We start from the raw sequence: 23,005 nt of genomic DNA, 5'->3' as shown, positions 1-23,005 counted from the left end.
TATGGTTTCAGGGACATCTTTTTCCCGGGAGGGATCACGGTGAAGGAGGAAAGTGCGATTCTTGAGGCCAGACGCCGGAAGGCCGAGGAGCTGGAAAAACAGGGCTATTCCCTCTTCCCCAACGACTTTCGGCCCACGGATCGGGCCGGGGTTCTTCAGGAGATCTTTCGGGATTACGACAACGAGTCCCTGGAGAGGCTGGGGAAAAGTTTTCGGCTGGCCGGACGCATGATGGCCCGGCGGGACTTCGGCAAAGCCGTTTTCACTCACATCCAGGACGAGACCGGCCGCATTCAGGTCTTCGTAAAAAGGGACGAACTCGGCGAGGAAAAATTCCGGCTTTTCAAGAAGTACTTCGACATAGGGGACATCATCGGGGTGGAAGGGCCGCTTTTCCGCACCAAGACCGGCGAGCTTACGGTGCTCGCGCGGGACATTCGTCTCGTAACCAAGGCCTTCCGGCCTCTACCGGAAAAGTTCCACGGCCTGCGGGACACCGAGCTCCGTTACCGGATGCGCTATGTGGACCTCATCGTGAATCCCCGGGTGCGCGAGATCTTCCGTACCCGCACCCGGATAGTGCAGTACCTGCGGGATTACTTCATTTCGAACGGCTTTCTGGAGGTGGAGACCCCCATGATGCAGCCCATCCCCGGAGGGGCCACGGCCCGCCCCTTCAAGACCCATCACCACGCCCTGGACATGGAGCTCTACCTGCGCATCGCCCCGGAGCTTTACCTGAAAAGACTCCTCGTAGGAGGCTTCGAACGGGTCTTTGAGCTCAACCGAAACTTCCGCAACGAGGGCATCTCCACCCAGCACAATCCGGAATTTACCATGCTCGAGTTTTACGAGGCCTACGCCACCCACGAGGATCTGATGCGGCGGACCGAGGAGATCTTTTCGGGTCTGGCCGAAGAACTCTTCGGTAAAAAGAAGATCACCTATCAGGGGCAGGAGATAGACTTCACCCCACCCTGGCCGAGAATTCCCTATCGGGAGGCCCTGGTCAAAATAGGCGGTGTGCCGGAGGAGGTGCTGGCCTCGAGGGAAAAGGTGCTCGAGTTCGCCGCCGAACGGGGGATCAAGGTGGACCCCCGGGAACCGGTGCTCCAGAAGCTCTGGGCCAAACTCTTCGACGCCCTGGTGGAACCCAAACTCATTCAGCCCACCTTCGTGACCGAATTTCCGGTGGAACTCTCGCCGCTGGCCCGGCGCAACGATCGCGACCCCTCCATCACCGACCGCTTCGAACTCATCGTGGCCGGACGCGAGGTGGCCAATGCCTTTTCCGAGCTGAACGATCCCCGGGATCAGCGGGCCCGGTTCGAGGAACAGATTCGTAAACGGCTGGCCGACGATCCGGAGATCCACCCCGAAATAGACGAGGATTTCATCCGGGCCCTGGAGTACGGCATGCCCCCGGCGGCCGGGGAGGGCATCGGGGTGGATCGAGTGGTGATGCTCTTTACCGATTCCCCCTCCATCCGGGAGGTCATCCTCTTTCCTCACCTGCGTCCGGAGGAGTGATGGGGCTTGCCTTTGAATGGTTCGTGGCCCGGAGGTATGTGTTTTCCCGCAAACGCAACCGGTTAACCGGGGTGATCGCCAACATTTCGGTGGCCGGAATCGCCATCGGCGTGGCGGCCCTCATCGTGGTCATCGCGGTCATGACCGGCTTCCAGGACATCCTCCGGGACAAGATCCTCTCCGCCAATCCCCATCTGGTGGTGGAACGCCTGGAGGGCCCTTTTGTGGAGTTCGCCGGCGTGGAGAGGCGCCTTCGCACCGAGAGCCGGAAGACCGGAATCCGGATCGAGGATGTCTATCCTTTCGTTTCGGAGCAGGGGCTCATGATCTCTTCCACCGGGCAGGCCGGGGTTATCCTCAAGGGAATCCCCCCGGAGGCCCTTCGACGCATGCGGGTCCTGAGACTGGTTTCCGGAAGCCTCCCTCCGGGCAGGGATTCCGGAGTGCTTCTGGGAAGGCGTCTCGCGGAGAGACTGGGGGTTTCGGTGGGGGATCGGGTGCGCTTTCTTCTCCCCCGGGGGCGGGTTACCCCCCTCGGGCTCATGCCCCGCTTCAGCACCCTGGAGGTGGTGGGTATCTTTGAGACCGGGCTTTACGACTACGATTTATCCCTGGCCCTCACCTCCCTTTCGGTGGCCCGGAGGATCGGTGGACTCGGAGCCGCGGTGACCGGAATCGAGGTCAAGCTTCGAGATCCTTTTGAGGCCCACCGGCTGGCCCGACATCTCGCCACCACCTTGGGGTATCCCTATTATGTGGTGGACTGGCAGACCCTTAACCGGAGTCTTTTTTCGGCCCTTAAGCTTGAAAAAACCGGAATGTTCGTGGTACTTACCCTCATCGTGGTGGTAGCGGCCTTTAACATCGTAGCCGCCCTGGTGATGCTGGTTTCCGAAAAACGACCGGACATCGCCCTTCTCAAGGTCCTGGGGGCCACGGAGCGCACCATCATGCGGGTGTTTCTTCTTTCGGGAACGCTTCTGGGGGCCCTCGGCACGGGGATCGGGCTCACCCTGGGTCTTCTCCTCTGCGCGGTGCTGGCCCGTTATCCGGTCATAAAACTTCCCAGCGATGTCTATCCGGTGGATTATCTTCCGGTGCGGGTGGAGGCGCTGGATGTGAGTATTATCGTGATCTCGGCCCTGGTGCTGACCCTTCTTGCGGCCCTTTTCCCGGCCCGGCAGGCCGCCAAGCTCCCCCCGGCGGAGGTGCTGCGCCATGGCTAGGGAGGAAGCCCTCCGGGCCGAGGGAATCCGCAAGATCTTCCCCTCCGCCGAGGGAGAACTGGAGATCCTGAAGGGCGTGGATCTCGTCGTGCGATCCGGGGAAGCGGTGGCCATCGTGGGGCCGTCCGGGGTGGGAAAAACCACCCTCCTTCACATCCTCGGAGGACTCGATCGCCCCACGAAGGGACGGGTGCTTCATTTCGGAGAAGACCTCTCCGGACTTTCCGATGAGGCCCTCTCGGCCTACCGCAACCGCTACCTGGGTTTCGTCTTTCAGTTCCACTACCTGCTACCGGAGTTCGACACTCTGGAAAATGTGATGTTGCCGGGCCTTCTGGCCGGGGTTCCCCGGAGGGAGGTCCGCCGGAGGGCCGAGGAATGGCTGGATCGACTGGGGCTCTCCGGACGCATCCATCACCGCCTTACCCAGCTTTCCGGGGGGGAGCGTCAGCGGGCGGCCCTGGCCCGGGCCCTCCTCCTTCGACCACGGATCCTTTTCGCCGACGAGCCCACCGGTAACCTCGATGCCGAAAATGCCCGGGAGGTCGCGGATCTCCTTTTGCAATTGAACCGGAAGTATGATACTACCCTGGTGGTGGTGACCCACAATCTCGAACTCGCCGAAAGAATGGACCGGGTTCTGCGGCTGGAAAACGGAAGACTGCGGGAGGTTTCCTCTTGAGAAAGCGCGCCCTGGGATTGGCCGTCGTAATATTCTGGGCTCTACTTGCCGGGACCACCCGGGCCCAGCTAAAGATTCATCTCCCGCTGGTGCTTTATCGCCCCGTGTATTACGGTCCCGAAAAAAGACCCCTTCTGGTAAAGCGCCTGGTGGAAGCCGTTGCGGAAAGACTCCGGGAGGAGGGATTTCGGGTGGAGATTCGGGAGGGTCCACCTCCGGCCGGAGAAAGGCTGCGCCGTCTCCTTGAGGAGGAGGGGTTTTTCGCCGCGGCCTGGGGTTCGATCACGGAACTGGGAGGCCGGGTGAGTCTGGACTTCTCCTTTCTGCGGCGGGACTGGGAGACTCCAAGGCATACTTACATTTCCGGGGTCCTCTCGGACTGGCCCGAGCTGGAAAATCAGGCCGCCGAGGCCCTTTCCGCAGGGATCCTGGAAAAGCAGAAGGTCGTTCAGGTAAGGGTGAAGGGCAACCTCCGGGTGGACGATGAGGTGATCCTGGCCAAGGTCTCCGTGAAGGCCGGAGAGTACCTCGATCCCCTCAAGGTCCGCAGGGACATTAAGGCCATTTACAAACTGGGATACTTCGAGGATGTTCGGGCGGAGGTGGAAAAGGGACAGGGTGGTCTGATTCTTACCTACGAGGTGCTTGAGAAACCCGTTATTCAGAAGATCGTCTTTAAGGGAAACAAGGCCATCAAAGATGCGGATCTCAAGAAGGTTATCGAGATCAAACCGCTTTCCATCCTTAACCTCAAGGAGGTGGACAAGGCCGCCGAGACCATAAAGGCCCTCTACCAATCGCGGGGATACTATCATACCCGGGTGGTTCCGGAGATAAAGACGCTGGCCGGTCGGCGGGTCAGGGTGATCTTCCGGATCAAGGAGGGGCGCAAGCTTTACATTAAAAAGATTGAATTCGTGGGGAACAGAGCCTTTTCGGACAGGAGATTGAAGAAACTTCTTTCCGTAAGTGAGAAGACCTCCTTCTCCTGGGTGAAAAAGGTGGCCCGCACGGTCAAGGGGTTCGTCTCACCGGAGCCTGCGGCCGAACCCGGCGTTTACAGCCTGGCCTTCCTTTACCGGGATCTCGAAAAGATCGAGACCTTCTACCAGAACCACGGATACATAGAGGCCCGGGTGGGGGAGCCCAAGATCCGTGAGGAAAAGGGCTGGGTGTACATCACCATCCCCATCGAAGAGGGCCCCCGTTACCGGGTGGGCAGGGTGGAGGTGGTTCAGGATCTCTTTCCCCGGGATAAGATTTTTCGCGAGCTCACCCTTCCCAGGGAGAAGTACTTCAGCCGGGAGGCCCTGCGGCGGGACCAGATGCACATTGCCGATCTCTTCGCCGACAAGGGCTACGCCTACGCCCAGGTCAAACCCGAGCTGAAACGTCATCCCGATACCCACACCGTGGATGTGACCTTCAGGGTGGACCGGGGTCCTCTGGTCTATGTGAACCGCATCGAGATCGTGGGCAATACCAAGACCCGGGACAAAGTCATCCGGCGGGAGCTTCTGGTGGTGGAGCAAAGACCTTTCAGCGCCGGACGCCTCCGGAAAAGCGAGGCCCGTCTCCGGCGCCTGGGGTACTTCGAAGATGTGAGCTTCGAGAAAGAGAAGGGCGTGCAGGAAAACCTCATGGACATCACCGTTAAGGTCAAGGAACAACCCACCGGCACCTTCAGTATAGGAGCGGGATACAGCTCCGTGGACAAGCTCATCTTCATGGGCCAGATCTCCCAGCGCAATTTCCTGGGCAAGGGGCAGACCCTTTCCTTCCAGGGCATCCTGGGAACGCGTTCCAACCGTTACGCCCTGAGTTTTCTGGAGCCTTACTTCCGGGACTCCAAGTTCTCCCTGGGATTCAGTCTCTACAACTGGAGCCGGGAATACGAGGACTTCACCCGGGAATCCTCGGGGGGGAGCGTTCGCGTGGGCTATCCCCTCACCCCGGACCTCCGGGTTTACGGAGGGTATCGTTACGATGATACCAATCTTACCGACCTCAACCCCTATGTTTCCAGGATCATCCAGGAATCCAAAAACATCGAGATAACCAGCGCCATCGAGTTCGGCATGGCCTACGACACGCGCAATCGCTGGTTCGTGCCCACCCGGGGCACCCTTCAGAAGCTGGACTTTGAGCTGGCCGGTCAGTTCCTGGGAGGCGACAGTGAGTATCTCAAGACCATCTATCAGGGCCATGTCTACTTCCCCATCCCCAGACTGCCCCGGGAGTTTGTGGCCCACCTCCATGTGGGAGCCGGATACATTACCGAAGGTTCCGGGAAGAAAGTTCCGGTTTACGAGAGGTTTTTCCTGGGGGGGCTCAATTCCATTCGGGGTTATCGCTATGGAGATGTGAGTCCCATCGATCCCGAGACCGGCGAGCGCATCGGGGGCACCCGCATGGCCTTTCTCCAGGCCGAGACCATCTTTACCCTTATCAAAAGCATCAACCTCAAGGGAGTCCTTTTCTTTGATACCGGGACCGTCTGGGACAAGGCCCACGGTTTCGACAGCTCGGAGCTTCGCAAGAGCGTGGGATTCGGGATACGGTGGCTCTCTCCCATGGGGCCCTTGCGCATCGAGTTCGGATGGAATATAGATAAGAAGCCCGGCGAGGACAGCAGCAACTGGAACTTCCAGCTGGGAGGAAACTTTTAGGTAAGGAGGCAAAGGATGGCCCGGATCTGTCAGATCTGCGGGAAACGCCCTCACACCGGACACAAGATCAGCCATTCGGCCAAACGCTCGGGGCGCTGGTGGTATCCCAATCTTCAGCGGGTGCGGGTGCGGCTTCCCAACGGGCAGGTAAAACGCATGCGGGTGTGCACCCGCTGCATCAAGGCCGGCAAGATCCAGAAGGCCGTTCGTTAGGTCAGTCGCCTTTCCACCTTTAGCACCCCGTCCACGGACCGCACATTGGCCATTATCTTATCCAGGTGTCGGCGGTCCGTGACCTCCACCACGATGTCGAAGACGGCGCGACGGTCCGGGGTGGTCTGAACCTCGGCCTTGAGGATGTTCGCCTCAGCGGTGGAAATGGCACTTGAGACCGCGGCGAGCATTCCCTTGCGGTCCTGGGTGATCACCGAGAGCCGGACCGGATGGACGCTCCCGTCGGATTTTTCCCAGCGCACCTCGATCTTGCGTTCGTCGTCCAGGATGGCCACATTGGGGCAGTTGACCCGGTGCACGGATATCCCCCGGCCCCGGGTAATGTATCCCACCACCTCGTCCCCGGGCACCGGATTGCAGCAACGACTCAGGTGAAAAAGGACATCCCGGGTGCCGTCCATCAGGAGAACCTCCCCGGGGCACTGCACTTCCCCGGTCTCCGGCACCCTCTCGCAGACCGTCCGGGCGGGTTTCTCCTCGCCCAGGGCCCTCCGCACCACCTGGGCGGGAGTGATCTTTCCGTAGCCCACCGCGGCCAGGAGATCCTCCACGCTTTTCAGGTTGAACTTTTGAGCTATCTCCAGGGCCCGTTGCGATTCCAGAAACTCGGTGACATTGCGGCGATGTTTGCGGAATTCCCGGGCCAGGATCTCCCGGCCGGCGGCCACAACGCGTTCCCTCTCCTCCTGGCGCAGCCACTGACGGATGCGGCTCCTCGCCCGGCTGGTCTTGACGAACTTGAGCCAGTCCCGGCTGGGGCGGTGCTGAGGAGAGGTGTCGATCTTCACCACATCTCCGGTCTCGAGTCGGTAGTCGAGCGGGACCAGACGCCCGTTCACCCAGGCCCGGGCACAGTGATGCCCCACCTCGGTGTGAATGGCGTAGGCAAAGTCCACCGGCGTGGCCCCCCGGGGAAGAACCTTGATGTCCCCCTGAGGAGTGAACACATAAACCTCCTCGGGAAAGAGGTCCATGCGCAGGGACTCCAGAAACTCCCGGGGGTTTTTGAGTTCCTTCTGAAGCTCCACCAGGCGTTCCAGCCATTCGAACTTTTTGCTTTCCGAGGGGGAAAGGATGGCCCCTTCCTTGTAGAGCCAGTGGGCCGCAATTCCCTCGTTGGCGATGCGGTCCATCTCCTCGGTGCGGATCTGTATCTCGATGCGTTTACCCTTCGGCCCCATAACGGTGGTGTGCAGACTCTGATAGAGATTGGGTTTCGGAAGACTTATGTAGTCCTTGAACCGTCCGGGGATGGGAGGCCAGAGGGCGTGGATGATACCCAGCACCTCGTAACATTCCTTAACCGTTTTCACGATTACCCGGAAACCGATGAGGTCGTAAATCTGATCCAGCTGATCCACGGTGAGTCCGTAGCGTTCGAGCTTCCGGTACACGCTCCAGAGATGCTTGGTGCGCCCCAGGACGCGGGCGGAAATTCCGTGTTTCGAAAGCGTCTTTCGTATGAGTTCCTTGACCTCCTCCACATATTCCTGGGCTTCCTCCACCCGTTTTTCCACCTCGGCCCTGAGCCGGGCGTACTCCTCGGGATAGAGATACCGGAAGGAAAGGTCTTCCAGTTCCTGTTTGATCCAGTCTATGCCCAGACGGCTGGCCAGAGGGGCGTAGATGTCCAGGGTTTCGCGGGCGATGCGCCGTCGCTTGGGTTCGGGCTGATACTGAAGGGTGCGCATGTTGTGGAGACGGTCGGCGAGCTTGACCAGGATGACCCGCAGGTCCTTGGCCATGGCCAGTAACATCTTGCGGAAGTTTTCGGCCTGCTGGTGCAGACGGCTCGAGGTGGGGAGGGCCGAAAGCTTGGTCACCCCGTCAACGATCAGGGCCACCTCCTCACCGAAATGTTTGCGTAGGTCATCCAGGGTGAGAGAGGAATCCTCCACGGTGTCGTGAAGCATTCCGGCGGCGATGGTGGGAAGATCGAGTTTCATCTGGGCCAGGATGTAGGCCACGGCCAGGGGATGGGAAAGATAGGGCTCGCCGGACTTGCGGATCTGGCCGGCGTGGGCCTTGGCCGCGAACACATAGGCCTTTTCCACCAGGTAGGTGTTGGCCCCGGGAAGGTAGCTCTGGATCTGATCCAGGATATCACTCAGGCGGACGATGTCCCGCCGCACCGGGTTCATATCTTTAATTTAAACCTCCTTTGCGGAGATAGAAACCGGGTTCGCGCCCCCCGGATAATAATCTTTCGGGCCTCCCAGGTGATTCACCGGGGGATCATCTCTTCAAAATCCCTTAGCCTTTGAGGGCCCTTCGGAAGGGGGTAGTAAGAACAGGGGTTTCCGTTTATTTTTGGGGAGCGAACAAAGTGATCAGGAGGTTCGGCATGATTCCCCGTTACACCCGTCCGGAAATGGCCCGACTCTGGAGCCCGGAGGAGAAGTTGCGGGCCTGGCTCCTGGTGGAGGTTCTGGCCTGCGAGGCCTGGGCCCGGCTGGGACGCGTGCCCGAGGAGGCCCTCAGGGTCATCAAGGAGAAGACCGCTCCCTTCCTGGAGAAGGGATTCGGCCCGGAGGATGTGTCCCGGGTGGAGGAGATCGAACGGGAAACCCGCCACGATGTCATCGCCTTTCTCACCTACATGGAAAGGATCATCGGGCCCGAGGGGCGGTGGCTTCACCTGGGTATGACCTCTTCGGACATGCTGGACACGGCCATGGCCTGGCTCATGAAAAGGGCTATGGAGATCATCATCGAGGATGTGAAGGGGGTGCTCGAGGTCCTGAGACGGCGGGCCTTCGAACACAAAGACACGGTGATGATCGGCCGCACCCACGGCATCCACGCCGAACCCATCACTTTCGGGCTCAAACTGGCCCTGTGGTACGAGGAAATGCGGCGCAACCTGAGGCGCCTTTCGGCGGCTCTCGAGACCATCTCCTACGGCAAGATCTCCGGAGCCGTGGGGACCTTCGCCCATGTGGAACCCCAGGTGGAGGCCTATGTGTGCGAAAGACTCGGCCTGAAACCCGCCCCCATCTCCAACCAGATCATTCAGCGGGATCGTTACGCGGAATACATGGCGGCGCTGGCCATCCTGGCCGGAACCGTGGAAAAGATCGCCACCGAGATCCGTCACCTCCAGCGCACCGAGGTGCTGGAGGCCGAGGAATACTTCGCCAAGGGTCAGAAGGGCTCCTCGGCCATGCCCCACAAGCGTAATCCCATCCTTTCGGAAAACCTCTGCGGGCTGGCCCGACTGGTGCGGGGTTACCTCACCCCGGCCCTCGAAAACATGGTCCTCTGGCACGAAAGGGACATAAGCCACTCCTCGGTGGAACGGGTCATCGTGCCCGACGCCACCACCGCCGCGGACTTCATGCTCCGGCGCCTTGAGGGGCTCCTTTCCCGCCTGGTGGTCTACCCCGAACGAATGAGGCGAAACCTGGAGCTGCTACGGGGATTGATCTACTCGCAGCCCCTGCTTCTCGCCCTCACCGAAAAGGGACTTCCCCGGCAGGAGGCCTACCGTCTGGTCCAGCGCAACGCCATGGAGGTGTGGCAGGACCCGAACCGGAATTTCCGGGACCAGGTCCTCTCGGACGGGGAAATCCTGAAACACCTCTCCCGGGAGGAGATCGAGGACCTCTTCGACCTCAGGCGCTATCTCCGTCATGTGGATACCCTCTTTGAGAGGGTGTTCGGTGAGGAGGGATAGACCGCTTCTGGTGGTGGCCGGTCTCCTTCGGGACGAGGCCGGCCGCGTTCTGCTGGCCCGCCGTCCCCCCGGGAAGGCCCGGGCCGGTCTGTGGGAGTTTCCCGGGGGCAAGGTGCGCCCCGGGGAAAGTCCGGAAGAGGCCCTGCGCCGGGAGCTGCGGGAGGAGCTCGCGCTGGAGGTACAGGTGCTGGCGGAGGTGGGGCGCCTCCGGCACGATTATCCGGAAATTTCCATCGAGCTCGTCCTCTACGAAGCCCGCCCCCTCGGCACACCCCGGGCCCTGGAAAACCAGGAGCTGGGCTGGTTTCTCCCGGAAAAAATATCCGGACTGCCTCTGTGCCCGGCTGACCGCAGGCTGTGGGAAGCCGTTCTTTCGGTAATTAGCCATCCGTGATATAAAGGACGGGTAAAGGCTCATCCACAGGAGGGGGGTGAATTCATGGATCTGATCAATAGGGTCAAAAACCTTATTCTGGCTCCGGGGCAGGAGTGGGAGACGATTGCCCGGGAGGAGACCACGGTGGGAGAGCTGTATCTTCGGTATGTTCTGGTGCTCACCGTGGCCTCCACCCTGGCCGGGGTGGTGGGGCGGATGCTCTTCGGCTGGGGTATGCCTCACCTTCACGGGACCTACTCCGGCGGGGCCGCACTGGCCGGAGCGGTGTTCGAGATCGTCGTGACCTTCCTGAGTCTCATGGTCATGGCCTACCTGGTGGACTATCTGGCCCAGCGTTTCGACGGGGAGCGGGATCTCCTGGCCTCGCACAAGCTGGTGGTTTATTCCGCCACGCCGGGGTGGGTGGGCGGACTTCTGGGGATCATACCCCCGCTGGGGGTTCTGGGGGCCCTTTTCGGGCTCTACGGAATCTACCTCTTCTACGCGGGGGCCCCGACCCTTAAGAAGATCCCGCGGGAGAAGGCCGGTCTCTTTACCCTGGTGGTGCTGGCCGCCACCTTTCTGCTGTTCTTTTTTATCGGCCTCGTCACCGCCCCCTTCCACATGATGTCCATGGGCATGAGACACTACTAGAATCGTGCTAAAGTTTTTAAAAATAAAAAGGGTTTCTGTTTGAGGAGTATCCTATGGAACCCCTGGATCGTACGGAGGTTGACCTGCAGGAGATCCTTAAAAGGTTGAAAGAGGTGGATCCCCGGCTGGGGAGCCTGGAAAGAGAGATCGAATTGCTCAAGGACCTGGCCTCATCCATTCTCCTGAGCGTGGTCAACCTGAAGGATTCCGTAAAATTGCTGGCGGAGGGTAGGCAGGAGGATCGGGAGTTTTTGAGGAGGTTGGCGGAGGAGTTTTTGAGGGACCGGGAGGTATTGAGGAGTTTGGCGGAGGGTAGGCAAGAGGATCGGGAGTTTTTGAGGAGGTTGGCGGAGGAGTTTTTGAGGGACCGGGAGTTTTTGAAGAAGCTGGCGGAGGAGGTGAGAGAGGATCGTAAATTTTTGATAAGGCTTGCGGAGGAGGCGGAGAAGGACAGGGAGATGGTGAGGAGACTTGCGGAGGGGAGGGAGGAGGATCGGAAATGGTTGAGAGAACTTGAGGAAAAGGCGGAGAGGGATCGGGAATGGATGCGCAGGAAGTGGGGGGAGATGGCCCAGAGACTGGGCACTCTTACCGAGGACATTTTCGCTCCCGGGATCCCCTATTTGATCGAAAGGTTGGGCTACAGGGTAAAAGAGCGCATGCTGGATGTGGAATACGAGAAGGATGGCCGGCGCCGACAGTACGACGCTCTGGTTATAGCCGAAGACGAGGTCCGGAGGGAGGTGCTTTTTGTGGCCGAGGTGAAAAGTCAGGCCAGAAGTGAAGATTTTGAGCAACTGAGGTCCCTTGTGGCGGATCTTCTCTGGTTCAAACCCGAATTTGCTTCCAAGAGGATCGTTCCCCTTCTGGCTGCTTTTAGGATACCTCCTGACCTGGTCAATTTGGCTAACAAAAGAAGGATATTGCTCGTTCGCATGGGTGGGGAATACCTGGAACCCCTCAATCCTGAGGTGGTGAAAGCGTAGGCGCAGCGGCGCGAGGTGGTCGGGATCATTTCCTCACGGGGGCACGACTACGCAGGAACGCGGGAGTTTGGGTCTAACGGTGGAAGGAGAGGGGCTTGCGCTTCGGGAAAAGCGGGCTATATTTGTAGCCGGTGGGCGGTTAGCTCAGTGGTAGAGCGTCATCCTCACACGGTGGAAGTCGCTGGTTCGAATCCAGCACCGCCCACCAGGTTTTTTTATTTGAACTCCTTGCTCCCGGCCCGGGCCGGGGGCCGTAAAGACCGAGGGGAGGTAAGAGATGCTGGAATATCGTCGTCCGAAGCGCATCCGTAAGTACGAGACCCTCTTTATCATCCATCCCGACCGGGTGGAGGAACGCCAGGAGGTTCTGGACAGGCTCTCTCAGATCGTTCGGGAAAACGATGGAGATGTTCTTAAGGTGGACGAGTGGGGGATGCGCAAGCTGGCCTATCCCATCGAGAAGAAAAGGCAGGGATATTACATCCTGGTGGAGTTTTACGGAAACGCCGAGCTTCCGGCGAAGCTGGAGTACTTCTTCCGGGTGGACGAGAGGGTCATCCGGTTTATCGTGGTCAAGCTGGAGGATCGCTATCGGCCCGAAGAGGAGGCCGCGGCCGAGGCGGCCTAAATCCGGAAAGGAGGAGGATCCATGGCCGAGAACCCCACGGTTAGAAGACGCTTTTTCCCGCGCAAGAAGGTGTGCAAGTTCTGCGCGGATCCCAATCTCAAGATCGACTACAAGGATCCCGAGGTTTTGAAGCCCTTCCTCACCGAGCGGGGCAAGATCATTCACCGGCGTCAGACCGGGACCTGCGCCTATCATCAGCGCCGGCTCACCACGGCCATAAAACGCGCCCGGATCATGGCCCTGCTTCCCTTTGTGGCCGAGCTCGAGCCCGAAGAGATCATCCGCATGGGAGGCTAACCATGGAGGTCATCCTGCGCACCCATGTGCCCAAGCTGGGGGGCCCCGGGGATGTGGTTCGGGTAAAGGACGGATACGCCCGGAACTACCTCATTCCCAAAGGGCTGGCCATTCCGGCCAATCGCAAGAACCTTGCGGCCATGGAGAAGGAGCGGCGGATCATCCTGGCCAAGGCGGAAAGGGAGCGCCGCAAACACATGAGCCTTGCCGAAAAGCTGGAGGCGCTGACTCTTACCATCGCCCAGAGGGTCATCGAGGAGGACCGTCTCTACGGTTCCGTTTCCGCCCAGGACATCGTAAACGCACTGGCCGAGGAGGGGATCGAGATTTCCCGGCGCCAGGTCCTTCTCGACTCTCCCATAAAGACCCTGGGGGAATACGAGGTACCCGTCCGGCTTTCGCCGGAGGTGACCGCCAGGGTCAGAATAAAAGTGGTGCCGCTGGAAGAGTAGCTTGGCTCGTCGCAGGGAGGCCCCGGCCCTTCTTCTGGATCGCCTCCCGCCTCAAAACCTCGAGGCGGAAAGGGGGGTTCTGGGGAGCATCTTCCTGGATCCCTCGGTCATCCTCAAGGTGGTGGAGGTCCTCTCCCCCGAGGACTTTTACCGGTCCGCCCACGCCGAGATTTACCGGGCCATGCTGGCCCTCTTCGAGCGTCACGAACCCATAGATCTCATCACCGTTCACGACGAGTTGCTTTCCCGGGGCACCCTTGAGGAGGTGGGAGGGGCCGCCTATCTCGCCGAGCTGGCCGGGCTTCTTCCCACCTCCGCTCACGCGGTGCACTACGCCCAGATCGTTCGGGAAAAGGCCCTATTGCGCCGTCTGATTCAGGCCGCCACCGACATCGCGGCCCGGGCCTACGAGGCCGCCGAGCCGGTGGAGGACATCCTGGAGGCCGCGGAAAAGGCGGTCTTCGAGTTGCGGTCCTATTCGGAAAGGGGCGGTTTTCGCAACATAAAGGAACTCATAAAGGAGGCCATCCGCAACCTGGAGAAGCTTCATCAGCGTCCGGAACTCATCACCGGCGTGCCCACCGGGTTTACGGAATTCGACCACATGACCGCGGGACTCCAGCCCGGGGATCTCATCATTGTGGCCGGGCGCCCGAGCATGGGGAAGACCTCCTTTGCGCTTAACATCGCCTGTTACGCCGCGGCGGAGGCGGGTGTTCCGGTGGGGATATTTTCGCTGGAAATGAGCCGGGAGCAGCTGGCCGCCCGGATGCTCTGCGCCGAGGCCCGGGTCAACCTCCAGAGCCTGCGTACCGGGCGTCTCTCGGAATCGGAATGGCAGAGGCTGACCTTTGCCGCCAACAAGCTTTCCCGGGCTCCCATCTATGTGGACGACACCCCGGCCCTTTCCATCCTGGATCTTCGGGCCAAGGCCCGGCGCCTCATGAGCGAACACGGCCTGGGACTCATCATCATCGACTACCTCCAGCTCCTCCAGAGCCGGGAACGGCGCGAGCGCCGGGAACAGGAAATCTCCGAGATATCCTCTTCGCTCAAGGCCATGGCCAAGGAATTCAATGTGCCGGTGGTGGCCCTCTCCCAGCTCAACCGCCGGGTGGAGGAGAGGCCGGACAAACGCCCCCAGCTTTCCGACCTCCGGGAATCCGGGGCCATCGAGCAGGACGCCGACCTCATCGTCTTCATTTACCGGGACGAGGTTTATCACCGGGATACTCCCCACAAGGGGGTGGCGGAGCTTATCATCGGCAAGCAGAGAAACGGCCCCACCGGGGTGGTCAAACTGGCCTTCCAGGCCCCCTATTCCACCTTCGCCAACCTCTCGGAGGTGGAGGAGTAAAGACGCCTCAGGAAAGGGACAATTCGGACCTGAGCTGTCCGCAGGCGGCGCCGATGTCCAGCCCCTTGCTCTTGCGCACCGTGGCTACCAGCCCTTCTGAGAGGATGATTTCCTGAAAACGCCGGATGCGCTCCTCCGATGGGCGTCGGAAGGGTAGCTCCGGATGGGGGTTGAAGGGGATCAGATTCACCTTGGAGGGAATCCCCCGCAGAATCTCCACCAGGCGCCGGGCCTGCCAGGGGTGATCGTTCACTCCGGCCAGCAACACATATTCCACGGTGATCCTGGCCCCCCGCCGGAGGGGATAGTCCCGACAGGCGGCGAGGATCTCTTCCAGGGGATAGCGCCGGGTGGCGGGGATGAGTTTTTCGCGAAGGGAGTTGTCCGGGGCGTGGAGGGAGATGGCTAGCGCCACCGGAAATTCCTCGGCCAGAGCCCGGATCTGAGGGACCAGCCCCACCGTGGAAACCGTAGTGCGCTTGCGGGCGAAGTGGAATCCCTTGGGATGGGTGAGGATCTTAAGGGCCTTGACCAGGTGGCGGTAGTTGGCTAGCGGCTCCCCCATTCCCATGAAGACCAGGTTGCGGAGAGGGCGATCCTCAAGACCGGCCTCGGCCATGAAGCGACGGGCCAGAATCACCTGGGAGACGATCTCGCCGGGGGAAAGGTTGCGCCGAAACCCCATGCGTCCGGTGAGACAGAAACGACACCCCATGGCGCAACCCACCTGAGTGGACACGCACAGGGTGTAGTGGTCCCGCTCCGGGATGAGCACGCACTCGATCACCTCCCCGTCCCGGAGCCTGAGGGCCAGCTTAACCGTCCCGTCCGTGGAAAGTTTCCGCTCCACCGTCTCGGGGAGTTCCAGGGAAGCCTCCCGGGAAAGCCTTTCCCGGAGGTCCCTGGGCAAATCGGTCATCTGAGAAAAGTCTTCCACCTCCGGTCGGGCCAGCCACCGAAAGATCTGACGCCCCCGGTAGGCCGGCTCGCCCCGGTCCGTCATGAAGTGTTCCAGTTCCTCCGGAGTCAGATCCCGCAGGTTCACCTTCATAGCTCCAGCGGTTTCACCGAAAACACATGCGGGAGATTGCGCAGGGCGGAGAGGACCTTTTCCTCGGGTAGCCGATCCAGGGAAAGCAGGATCACATTGCGCCGCTTCTCCGGTTCCTGCCCCACATACATCCGGGAGATGTTGAGGTCGGCCTCGCCCAGAGTAACCCCGATGAGACCGATCACTCCGGGGCGATCCTCGTTGTGGATGTAGAGCATGGGGCCTTCGGGAAGGGCGTCCAGCCGGAAGTCGTTTATCCTTACGATGCGTGGTTCCTTCTTGCCGAAGAGGGTCCCGGCCACATAGTTTTCCCCGCCCCGAAACCGGACCCTCACCCCGATGAGGTTCAGGAAGTCCTCGGCGGTCTCGGTTCTGGATTCCTTGACCTTTATGCCCCGTTCCTTGGCCCGGAAAAGGGCGTTCACATAATTAACATCCTCCCTCAGGGCGCGGGAAAGGAGTCCCTTCATCAGGGAGAGGGTAAGGGGCGCGGTGTCGAGTCTCGACACCTCCCCCTGGTATTCGATGTGAACCTCCTCCACCGGGCCCTCGGCAAGCTGGGCCTGGAGACTTCCCAGTTTCTCGGCCAGTACCAGGTAGGGCTGAAGGACCTTGAGGGCTTCGGCGGAGACCGAGGGCATGTTCACCGCGTTGCGGACCACCCCGTGCACCAGGAAATCCACCACCTGGGTGGCCACGGCCACGGCCACATTCTTCTGCGCTTCAAGGGTGGAGGCCCCCAGGTGGGGCGTGCACACGAAGTTTTCCATCTTAAGAAGGGGATGGTCCGGATCCGGGGGCTCCTTCTCGAAGACATCCAGGGCCGCCCCGGCCACCTTCCCGCTCTTCATGGCCTCGTAAAGGGCCATTTCGTCCACGATGCCTCCCCGGGCGCAGTTTATGAAGAGCACCCCGTCTTTCATCTTGGCGAAACTTTCCGCGTTGATGAGGTGGTAGGTCTCCTTCATGAGGGGCACATGCACGGTGATGATGTCCGCCCGGGCGTATAGTTCGTCCAGGGAGACCAGCTCCACGCCCATTTCCGAGGCCCGTTCCGGGGTCACGAAGGGATCGTAGGCGACGACCTTCATTTTGAGCCCCTGGGCCCGCTCGGCCACCACCGAACCGATCCTCCCCAGACCCACGATACCCAGGGTCTTGCCCATGAGTTCGCGCCCCATGAACTTCTTGCGCTCCCAGCGCCCGGCCTTAAGCGAAGCCATGGCCTGGGGGATGTTGCGGGCCAGGGCAAACATCAGGGCCAGGGTGTGTTCCGCCGCGGAGTTGGTGTTTCCCCCGGGGCAGTTCATGACCACGATGCCCCGGCGACTGGCCGCCTCGAGGTCCACATTGTCGAGGCCGGTTCCGGCCCGGGCGATGACCCGGAGCCTTTCGGCGGCCTCGATGATGTCCGCGGTAAGCTTCGTGCCGCTCCGGATGATGATGGCCTCCGCCTCGCGAATGGCCTCCCTCAGTTCCTCCGGCGAAAGCCCGATCCTTTCCTCCACGGTCAGGCCGGCCTTCCTCAGGATCTCCAGCCCCTCCGGCAAAAGCGGATCCGTTACCAGGACCTTCATGCGTAAACCTCCTTTCCTTCTTCCCTGATGATCTCCAGGGCTCGCAAGACCCCGGCTTCCATTTTAACGGGATGGCCCAGCTCCGAAAGCCCCACCGCAAGGGCCGAAAGGGCCAGCACCACCTCGAGGGGGCTCTGGTAGCCCATGTGGGTGATGCGCACCACCTTTCCCTTAAGCCGGCCCTGTCCCCCGGCCAGCACCACCCCGTAGCGCTGCCGCAGGAGTTTGGTGAGCCGTCCGCCGTCGAGATCCTCCGGTAGTTTCACCACGGTAAGGGCCTCGCAGGGAGGATCGGAAAAGACCTCGAGCCCCATGGCCCGAACCCCTTCCCGACAGGCCCGGGAAATCAGCGCATAGTGGGCGAAGAGCCTTTCGAGCCCCAGCTCCCGAATCGTTTTGAGCGACTCGCGCAGACAGAGGAGGAGAGATACCGCCGGAGTGTAGGCGGTGGTCTCCTTCCGGTAGGCCTTCCACTCCCTGCGCAGGTCGAAGTAGTAGCGCGGGGAGCCGGATCTTTCCACCCGTTCCCAGGCCCGCTCGGAAAGGGCGATAAAGGAAAGCCCGGGGGGAAGGGCAAGACTCTTCTGGGAGCCGGCCACCACCACATCCAGTCCCCATTCATCCATGGGTAAAGGGTACACCCCGAGGGCGGAAATGGCATCCACCACCAGGAGGACCTCCCGGGATCGGCTCAGCTCCGCCAGTTCCCTCACCGGGTGTTTAACCCCCGTGGAGGTCTCGTGGGCCTGTACCAGGACGGCCCTGATCTCCGGATCCCTGATCAAAGCCTCCTCCACCTCCTCCGGGCGGACCGCCGTACCCCAGGGAACATCCAGGTAGGCGGGACGGAGACCGTAGGCCTCGGCGATCTCTCCCCAGCGTTCCCCGAACTTTCCCCCGCGCACCACCAGGACCCTTTCCCCCGGAGAAAAGAGGTTGGCCACCGCGGCTTCCATGGCCCCGGTCCCGGAGGACGCGAAGAAGAAGACCGGTCGCTCGGTCTGAAAGAGATAACGCAGGTCCTCCCGCACCTCGGCAAGGATACGGGAAAATTCGGGAAGACGATGGTGCGGAATCTCCCCCGCACCGGCCAGAAGCACCCGCGAGGAAACCGGAACCGGACCCGGAGTGAATAAGTGCCATTTTTTGAACATTCGCCCGCCTCCTCGGTTTTTATCGGGCCTAATTTACCCCACTTCCGCCGGATGACCACCCTGACCGGCTCTTCTTGCGGGGAGGTTTCTTTGGTGCGCTTCCTTTTCCAAGCCGTGTATGGTATCCTCTGAGCGAACCGAATCCATACGGGAGGAGAGCATGAAAAAGGTTATCTTCGTGTGGCTGGCCTTTTTCCTTGTGGGGGCAGGGGTTCAGGCCTGTCCCTCTTCCAAGGAGGCGGAAAAGATTCTGCGGAAGATTTCCAGGCAATCGTTGAGGGTGCTTTCGGTGGCGCCTGCTCCCATAAAGGGACTCTGCGAGGTGATCATCCAGCCCGCCGGGGGAGGACGAAAGGGGATCACCTACCTCGACGAAAGCGGACGCTACCTCATTGCCGGACGGATCGTGGAACTGGGTGAAAAGGTCCGGGATCTCACCGGGGAAAAACTGGCGGAACTCAACCGGATAAAGCTTTCCCCGGAGGAGATGCGCAAGCTCAGACGATATGTGGCCTTTTCCGCGGGGAAGGGGCCGGAAATTTTCTTTATTATCGATCCGGACTGTCCTTTCTGTCAGAGGGCCGAAAGGATCCTGTGGGAGCTCATTCGGGAGAATAAGGTCCGGGTAAATGTGGTGTTTTTCCCTCTGGAACGCCTGCATCCCAGGGCTAAACAGAAGGCCATCTCCATGATCTGCGAGGGTAAAGGTTTCGAGGCCCTGCTGGTTCCTTACAACGGAAACAAGATGTGTGCGGAAGGAAAGAAGAAGGTGGAGGAGGGGGCTCGATTCGTGAAGGCTCTGGGCATAAGGGGGACCCCCACCTATGTGCTGCCTTCCGGAGCCACTCACTCGGGGGTGCTTTCCAGGGAGAAACTCCTGGAACTGCTGGGCAATGCCTCTTGAGCCTCGGGAGAGACTCTATCTCTTGCAGCTGGCCCGGGATACTATAGCCGCGGCCCTGAGTGGCCGTAAGGCGGAACCCCGGGTTCCACCTTTTGAGGGGCTAAAGGAGCCCCGGGGGGCTTTCGTGACCCTGCACAGGCACGGGCAACTCCGCGGATGCATCGGAACCTTCGAGGCCAGGGCCCCCCTCTACGAGGTGGTACGGGAAATGGCCCTGGCCGCGGCCTTTAACGATCCTCGCTTCCCCCCTCTTTCCGCGGAAGAGCTCCCCGAAGTGGAAATAGAAATCTCCGTTCTATCGCCTCTCCGGCGGGGTCGGCCCGAGGAGGTGGAGGTGGGGCGTCACGGGGTGTATGTGGTTAAGGGAGTGTACCGGGGTGTGCTTCTTCCTCAGGTAGCCGTGGAACACGGATGGGATCGGGAAACCTTCCTGGATCATGTGTGTCTCAAGGCCGGGCTTCCTCCCCGGTGCTGGCAGGATCCGGAAACCGAACTTTACCTCTTCACCGCGGAGATCTTCAGCGAAAAGGACTTCCGGGAAGGAACGACATGAAGCGCTATCTCCATCTGATTATCCTTTCCGACGAAAAGCAAACGCGAAGGATCAGCATCCCGGTATCCCTCCTGAGGCTGATGGGGATAATGGGGCTTTTGTGGTTCGTGCTCGGTCTGGTGGGCCTCTTTTCGGTTCCCGAGATCCGAAAACTCCGAGAGAAGCGGCTGGCCCTCGAGACGAAGATCAGGGATCTGGAAAAGGAAAACCGGATTCTGGAGACGAAGATAGCGGCCCTCAAGAAGGAGAAGCAGGAGCTTCTGGCCGGTGCGGTGGGGGAGCTCAAGGCCCGTTCGAAAGTGATCGAGAAGCTGGTTTCGGATCTGGGGCTCAAGCGCTATTTGCCTGAAGCACGCAAGAACTATCGCGGTGGTCCCCTGCGGCCGGGAAAACTCCCCGAAGGCGAGGGAGGAATCTATGTGCCGCTTTCGGAAAATTATCAGGATTTGATCACCACGGTGGATGCCTATCTCGGTGTTCTTTCCCGTGTTCCCATAGGTCGTCCCTGTCCGGGGTATATATCTTCGGGTTTCGGTCGGCGCCGGGATCCCTTTACCGGAAAACCCGCCTTTCACACCGGGATCGATCTGGTGAGCTATCCCGGCACCCCCGTGAGAAGCACCGCGGACGGAAAGGTCGTTTACGCGGGGCGGCACAGCGGATACGGCAAGGTGGTGGTTATCCGTCACGGTTACGGGTACAGCACCCTTTACGGTCATCTTCAAAAGATAACCGTGCGCGCCGGACAGAAAGTCAAACGGGGGCAGATCATAGGCTATCTCGGCAATACGGGGCGTAGCACCGGCCCGCACCTTCACTACGAGGTCCGGCGCTACGGAAGGTACCTCAACCCCTACCGTTACATTCGAATAAGGCTTTCCCGTGGAGAAAAAGTCTCTAAATGAGATTGTCCCGCAAGAAACAGCCTCCGGAAATAAGTGCTTACATCGGGGCGGGATTAAAGCTGGAAGGTGAGCTCGTCTTCTCCGGGAGGATACGATTCGAGGGAGAGTTGAGCGGCAGGATACGGGGTGAAAGCATCGTGGTGGGGGACACCGGGGTGCTTAAGGGAGAGATTCAGGCCGAGGAAGTGGTCTGTTTCGGGAAACTGGAGGGGATCATTCGGGTCCGCCATCTCGACCTCAGAAGCTCGGGTTTCGTTCGGGGGGAGATATTTACGGAGAGACTTACCGTGGAGGAGGGGGCCCGCATAGAGGGCACAATTAAGGTCGAAGAGGGGCAAATTCCGGTTTCAGGGGGCGTTCCAGAAGCCCCTTGAGGGCGACTTCGGGGGGCTCGCCGGCGTAAAGGATGCGATATACCGCCTCGGTGATGGGCATTTCGATGGAAAGTTCATGAGCCAGTTTGCGTACCGCCTTCACCGTCTCCACCCCCTCGGCCACCTGCCCCAGGGAATGCAGAACGGTCTGAAGGCTTTCGCCTCTGGCCAGACGATAGCCCACGGTGTAGTTTCGGGAGAGGTTTCCGGTGCAGGTGAGCACCAGATCCCCCAGGCCGGAGAGTCCCGAGAAAGTGAGGGGATCGGCGCCCAGCCTGATCCCCAGCCTCATGATCTCGGCAAGCCCCCTGGTTATGAGGGCTGCCCGGGCGTTCAGCCCCAGCCCGAGTCCGTCGCTGATCCCCGCGGCAATGGCCACTACATTCTTCAGGGCTCCGCAGAGTTCCACCCCCCGCACATCCCGGCTGCGATAGATACGGAATCTCTCCGTGGCCAGGGCCTCCTGCCAGCGGGAAACCGTGCCCTCGTCCTCTCCGGCCAGAACCACCGCCGTGGGAAGTCCCCGGGCCACCTCCAGGGCGAAGCTGGGTCCGGAAAGCACCATGAAAAGGCCTCTTTCGAGGACCTCCCGCAGTACTTCAAGGGGAGTTCTGAGACCGGCTACCTCAAGCCCCTTGATTACCGAAAGGAAAGGGCCTCCGGGCGGAAGGTGATTTCGCAGGGTGGAGACCACCTCCCGCAACCTCTGGCAGGGGACCGCCCAGACCACGAGGTCGGCCCCTTTCAGGGCCTTTCCGGGGTCGGTTGTCGCCCGCAACCCCGGGGGAAGCTTGATCCCGGGAAGGTAATCGGGATTTTCCCTCCGGACATTTATGTTTTCGGCCACCGCACTACGGCGTGCAAGAAGGGTGACCCGGTGGCCCGCCTCGGCCCAGATCTTCCCGAGCGCCGTGCCCCAGCTTCCGGCCCCCACCACGGTGATCTTCATCGGTTCCGGACGCACCTTCCCTTAAGGCGTATTCGGGCGGCTTCGTAGAGGCTTCGCGCCGAGGGATCCGAAAGATTCCCGGTCAGGAAACGGAATTGCCGACAGGCGTTCTCCAGGTCCCCTCTTTCCAGGGCTAGAAGTACCAGGTTGAGTCTTATAAGGGGATCGTTTTTGAGTTTCAGGGCCTGCCGGAAGACCCGATCGGCCTCGGAAAGCCTTCCCTCAAGCCACAGGCAGGCCCCGTAATTGTTGAGCACTCCCGGATCCCGCCGGGCCCGGAGATACTCCTGATAAAGGGGAAGGGCCTCCTCACAGCGTCCCTCCGCCCGCAGGACTTCGGCTCGCACCAGAAGCCCTCGCAGCCTCTCCTCCGGGGCCAGGGGCGGGGGTACCGCCGGGTTTTTGCGAACCTCTGCCCGGGTTTCGGGGCGCGGCGAACTCTTGCGGGGCGGTGAGGCTCTCCCTCCCTTCGGCTCGGACTTTTCCGTGCGGAGCAAAACCACCCTCTCCGGGAGCCCTGAAGGAGCGGTCGACTTCTTTTCCCCGGGGCCGACTTTCGTGACCGCTTTGGTTTTGGTCGGAGCCCCGATCCTTGGAGAAGGAGGAGGCCTCATCCCCGAAGAGATCCTCCGCGGGGGTTGAGTCCTGTGCAGGATCGTCCTTTCAAACACCCAAAAACTTCCCCCTGACGCCAGGAAAAAGAGGAATACCAATCCCGCAAGCCACAGCGGTCGTCCCGGGAGTCGGTTCCGGCCCCCGGTGGAGGCCCCT

At 60.7% G+C, this 23,005-nt stretch carries 23 protein-coding genes and 1 tRNA gene; 18 read left to right on the top strand and 6 right to left on the bottom strand.

Translation table 11 applies throughout. The features are described 5' to 3' along the window. Positions 1-39 precede the first annotated feature (39 nt). From lysS to rpmB, 5 genes are read left to right on the top strand one after another with little or no spacing between them, the layout of a single operon-like run. A complete protein-coding gene (lysS, locus tag K3767_RS00975; protein WP_221171696.1) occupies positions 40-1,530 on the top strand; it encodes a lysine--tRNA ligase in 1,491 nt (496 codons plus the stop codon). Next, a complete protein-coding gene (locus tag K3767_RS00970; RefSeq protein ID WP_221171695.1) occupies positions 1,530-2,756 on the top strand; it encodes an FtsX-like permease family protein in 1,227 nt (408 codons plus the stop codon). Before lysS ends, K3767_RS00970 begins: the two co-directional genes overlap by 1 nt. After that, positions 2,749-3,438, top strand: a complete 690-nt coding sequence (locus tag K3767_RS00965; RefSeq protein ID WP_221171694.1) for an ABC transporter ATP-binding protein — start codon at positions 2,749-2,751, stop codon at positions 3,436-3,438. The genes K3767_RS00970 and K3767_RS00965 overlap by 8 nt, the downstream gene beginning before the upstream one ends. Further along, positions 3,435-6,107, top strand: coding sequence for an outer membrane protein assembly factor BamA (gene bamA / locus K3767_RS00960; RefSeq protein ID WP_221171693.1), 2,673 nt, complete (start codon positions 3,435-3,437; stop codon positions 6,105-6,107). The genes K3767_RS00965 and bamA overlap by 4 nt, the downstream gene beginning before the upstream one ends. A 15-nt stretch (positions 6,108-6,122) precedes the next feature. Then, the gene (gene rpmB, locus K3767_RS00955; RefSeq protein WP_221171692.1) at positions 6,123-6,320 is read left to right on the top strand and encodes a 50S ribosomal protein L28; all 198 of its coding nucleotides are present in this window, start codon (positions 6,123-6,125) and stop codon (positions 6,318-6,320) included. Here rpmB and K3767_RS00950 read toward each other — a convergent pair. Beyond that, a complete protein-coding gene (locus tag K3767_RS00950; protein WP_221171691.1) occupies positions 6,317-8,482 on the bottom strand; it encodes a bifunctional (p)ppGpp synthetase/guanosine-3',5'-bis(diphosphate) 3'-pyrophosphohydrolase in 2,166 nt (721 codons plus the stop codon). The two genes, rpmB and K3767_RS00950, sit on opposite strands and share 4 nt — an antisense overlap. A gap of 203 nt (positions 8,483-8,685) precedes the next feature. Between K3767_RS00950 and purB the strand changes: the two genes are divergently transcribed. The 9 genes from purB to dnaB all read left to right on the top strand — a co-directional run bounded on the left by purB (position 8,686) and on the right by dnaB (position 14,767). Then, entirely contained in the window at positions 8,686-10,017 is a 1,332-nt protein-coding gene (gene purB, locus K3767_RS00945; RefSeq protein ID WP_221171690.1) for an adenylosuccinate lyase, read from the top strand. Then, positions 10,004-10,411 carry a (deoxy)nucleoside triphosphate pyrophosphohydrolase gene (locus tag K3767_RS00940; RefSeq protein ID WP_304941217.1) on the top strand — a complete coding sequence of 136 codons (408 nt, stop codon included), beginning with the start codon at positions 10,004-10,006 and terminating at the stop codon, positions 10,409-10,411. The genes purB and K3767_RS00940 overlap by 14 nt, the downstream gene beginning before the upstream one ends. Positions 10,412-10,456: 45 nt before the next feature. Then, the gene (locus K3767_RS00935; RefSeq protein ID WP_221171688.1) at positions 10,457-11,047 is read left to right on the top strand and encodes a Yip1 family protein; all 591 of its coding nucleotides are present in this window, start codon (positions 10,457-10,459) and stop codon (positions 11,045-11,047) included. Between the two features lie 53 nt (positions 11,048-11,100). Further along, positions 11,101-12,033 (top strand): hypothetical protein, encoded by a 933-nt coding sequence (locus tag K3767_RS00930; RefSeq protein WP_221171687.1) that lies wholly within the window; start codon positions 11,101-11,103, stop codon positions 12,031-12,033. A gap of 133 nt (positions 12,034-12,166) precedes the next feature. Next, positions 12,167-12,241, top strand: a tRNA-Val gene (locus tag K3767_RS00925). A gap of 69 nt (positions 12,242-12,310) precedes the next feature. Next, positions 12,311-12,661 (top strand): 30S ribosomal protein S6, encoded by a 351-nt coding sequence (gene rpsF / locus K3767_RS00920; RefSeq protein WP_221171686.1) that lies wholly within the window; start codon positions 12,311-12,313, stop codon positions 12,659-12,661. A gap of 21 nt (positions 12,662-12,682) precedes the next feature. Then, on the top strand, positions 12,683-12,958 hold the full coding sequence (gene rpsR, locus K3767_RS00915; RefSeq protein WP_221171685.1) for a 30S ribosomal protein S18: 276 nt from the start codon (positions 12,683-12,685) through the stop codon (positions 12,956-12,958). 2 nt (positions 12,959-12,960) lie between these two features. Then, positions 12,961-13,410: a 50S ribosomal protein L9 gene (rplI, locus tag K3767_RS00910; protein WP_221171684.1), complete on the top strand. Its 450-nt coding sequence runs from the start codon at positions 12,961-12,963 to the stop codon at positions 13,408-13,410. Between the two features lies 1 nt (position 13,411). Further along, positions 13,412-14,767, top strand: coding sequence for a replicative DNA helicase (gene dnaB / locus K3767_RS00905; RefSeq protein ID WP_221171683.1), 1,356 nt, complete (start codon positions 13,412-13,414; stop codon positions 14,765-14,767). A gap of 7 nt (positions 14,768-14,774) precedes the next feature. Here the strand turns inward: dnaB and rlmN are convergent, their stop codons facing one another. Genes rlmN through K3767_RS00890 form a run of 3 tightly spaced genes read right to left on the bottom strand, consistent with a single transcriptional unit; the run spans position 14,775 to position 18,549 of the window. Next, positions 14,775-15,818, bottom strand: a complete 1,044-nt coding sequence (rlmN, locus tag K3767_RS00900; RefSeq protein WP_221171682.1) for a 23S rRNA (adenine(2503)-C(2))-methyltransferase RlmN — start codon at positions 15,816-15,818, stop codon at positions 14,775-14,777. After that, on the bottom strand, positions 15,815-17,395 hold the full coding sequence (gene serA / locus K3767_RS00895) for a phosphoglycerate dehydrogenase (RefSeq protein ID WP_221171681.1): 1,581 nt from the start codon (positions 17,393-17,395) through the stop codon (positions 15,815-15,817). Before serA ends, rlmN begins: the two co-directional genes overlap by 4 nt. Continuing rightward, positions 17,392-18,549: an alanine--glyoxylate aminotransferase family protein gene (locus K3767_RS00890; RefSeq protein ID WP_221171680.1), complete on the bottom strand. Its 1,158-nt coding sequence runs from the start codon at positions 18,547-18,549 to the stop codon at positions 17,392-17,394. Before K3767_RS00890 ends, serA begins: the two co-directional genes overlap by 4 nt. 160 nt (positions 18,550-18,709) lie before the next feature. Between K3767_RS00890 and K3767_RS00885 the strand changes: the two genes are divergently transcribed. From K3767_RS00885 to K3767_RS00870, 4 genes are read left to right on the top strand one after another with little or no spacing between them, the layout of a single operon-like run. Next, on the top strand, positions 18,710-19,453 hold the full coding sequence (locus K3767_RS00885) for a DsbC family protein (protein WP_221171679.1): 744 nt from the start codon (positions 18,710-18,712) through the stop codon (positions 19,451-19,453). Further along, positions 19,443-20,006, top strand: coding sequence for an AmmeMemoRadiSam system protein A (gene amrA / locus K3767_RS00880; RefSeq protein ID WP_221171678.1), 564 nt, complete (start codon positions 19,443-19,445; stop codon positions 20,004-20,006). Before K3767_RS00885 ends, amrA begins: the two co-directional genes overlap by 11 nt. Further along, positions 20,003-20,911: a peptidoglycan DD-metalloendopeptidase family protein gene (locus K3767_RS00875; RefSeq protein ID WP_221171677.1), complete on the top strand. Its 909-nt coding sequence runs from the start codon at positions 20,003-20,005 to the stop codon at positions 20,909-20,911. The genes amrA and K3767_RS00875 overlap by 4 nt, the downstream gene beginning before the upstream one ends. Continuing rightward, positions 20,908-21,285 (top strand): polymer-forming cytoskeletal protein, encoded by a 378-nt coding sequence (locus tag K3767_RS00870; RefSeq protein ID WP_221171676.1) that lies wholly within the window; start codon positions 20,908-20,910, stop codon positions 21,283-21,285. Before K3767_RS00875 ends, K3767_RS00870 begins: the two co-directional genes overlap by 4 nt. Here the strand turns inward: K3767_RS00870 and K3767_RS00865 are convergent. After that, positions 21,230-22,234 carry an NAD(P)H-dependent glycerol-3-phosphate dehydrogenase gene (locus K3767_RS00865; RefSeq protein ID WP_221171675.1) on the bottom strand — a complete coding sequence of 335 codons (1,005 nt, stop codon included), beginning with the start codon at positions 22,232-22,234 and terminating at the stop codon, positions 21,230-21,232. The two genes, K3767_RS00870 and K3767_RS00865, sit on opposite strands and share 56 nt — an antisense overlap. Next, positions 22,231-22,731: a hypothetical protein gene (locus K3767_RS00860; protein ID WP_221171674.1), complete on the bottom strand. Its 501-nt coding sequence runs from the start codon at positions 22,729-22,731 to the stop codon at positions 22,231-22,233. The genes K3767_RS00865 and K3767_RS00860 overlap by 4 nt, the downstream gene beginning before the upstream one ends. Positions 22,732-23,005 lie beyond the last annotated feature (274 nt).

Origin of the sequence: Thermosulfurimonas sp. F29, from assembly GCF_019688735.1 — a bacterium.
GTDB lineage: Bacteria > Desulfobacterota > Thermodesulfobacteria > Thermodesulfobacteriales > Thermodesulfobacteriaceae > Thermosulfurimonas_A.
This window is presented reverse-complemented; position numbering and strand designations above follow the sequence as displayed.

What these genes read in the sequence shown, in the direction of transcription:
- K3767_RS00970 (WP_221171695.1), top strand. Translation starts at nt 1,530, where the DNA reads ATGGGGCTTGCCTTTGAATGGTTCGTGGCCCGGAGGTATGTGTTTTCC.
- K3767_RS00965 (WP_221171694.1), top strand. Translation starts at nt 2,749, where the DNA reads ATGGCTAGGGAGGAAGCCCTCCGGGCCGAGGGAATCCGCAAGATCTTC.
- rpmB (WP_221171692.1), top strand. Translation starts at nt 6,123, where the DNA reads ATGGCCCGGATCTGTCAGATCTGCGGGAAACGCCCTCACACCGGACAC.
- K3767_RS00950 (WP_221171691.1), bottom strand. Translation starts at nt 8,482, where the DNA reads ATGAACCCGGTGCGGCGGGACATCGTCCGCCTGAGTGATATCCTGGAT.
- purB (WP_221171690.1), top strand. Translation starts at nt 8,686, where the DNA reads ATGATTCCCCGTTACACCCGTCCGGAAATGGCCCGACTCTGGAGCCCG.
- K3767_RS00935 (WP_221171688.1), top strand. Translation starts at nt 10,457, where the DNA reads ATGGATCTGATCAATAGGGTCAAAAACCTTATTCTGGCTCCGGGGCAG.
- K3767_RS00930 (WP_221171687.1), top strand. Translation starts at nt 11,101, where the DNA reads ATGGAACCCCTGGATCGTACGGAGGTTGACCTGCAGGAGATCCTTAAA.
- rpsF (WP_221171686.1), top strand. Translation starts at nt 12,311, where the DNA reads ATGCTGGAATATCGTCGTCCGAAGCGCATCCGTAAGTACGAGACCCTC.
- rpsR (WP_221171685.1), top strand. Translation starts at nt 12,683, where the DNA reads ATGGCCGAGAACCCCACGGTTAGAAGACGCTTTTTCCCGCGCAAGAAG.
- rplI (WP_221171684.1), top strand. Translation starts at nt 12,961, where the DNA reads ATGGAGGTCATCCTGCGCACCCATGTGCCCAAGCTGGGGGGCCCCGGG.
- rlmN (WP_221171682.1), bottom strand. Translation starts at nt 15,818, where the DNA reads ATGAAGGTGAACCTGCGGGATCTGACTCCGGAGGAACTGGAACACTTC.
- serA (WP_221171681.1), bottom strand. Translation starts at nt 17,395, where the DNA reads ATGAAGGTCCTGGTAACGGATCCGCTTTTGCCGGAGGGGCTGGAGATC.
- K3767_RS00890 (WP_221171680.1), bottom strand. Translation starts at nt 18,549, where the DNA reads ATGTTCAAAAAATGGCACTTATTCACTCCGGGTCCGGTTCCGGTTTCC.
- K3767_RS00885 (WP_221171679.1), top strand. Translation starts at nt 18,710, where the DNA reads ATGAAAAAGGTTATCTTCGTGTGGCTGGCCTTTTTCCTTGTGGGGGCA.
- amrA (WP_221171678.1), top strand. Translation starts at nt 19,443, where the DNA reads ATGCCTCTTGAGCCTCGGGAGAGACTCTATCTCTTGCAGCTGGCCCGG.
- K3767_RS00875 (WP_221171677.1), top strand. Translation starts at nt 20,003, where the DNA reads ATGAAGCGCTATCTCCATCTGATTATCCTTTCCGACGAAAAGCAAACG.
- K3767_RS00870 (WP_221171676.1), top strand. Translation starts at nt 20,908, where the DNA reads ATGAGATTGTCCCGCAAGAAACAGCCTCCGGAAATAAGTGCTTACATC.
- K3767_RS00865 (WP_221171675.1), bottom strand. Translation starts at nt 22,234, where the DNA reads ATGAAGATCACCGTGGTGGGGGCCGGAAGCTGGGGCACGGCGCTCGGG.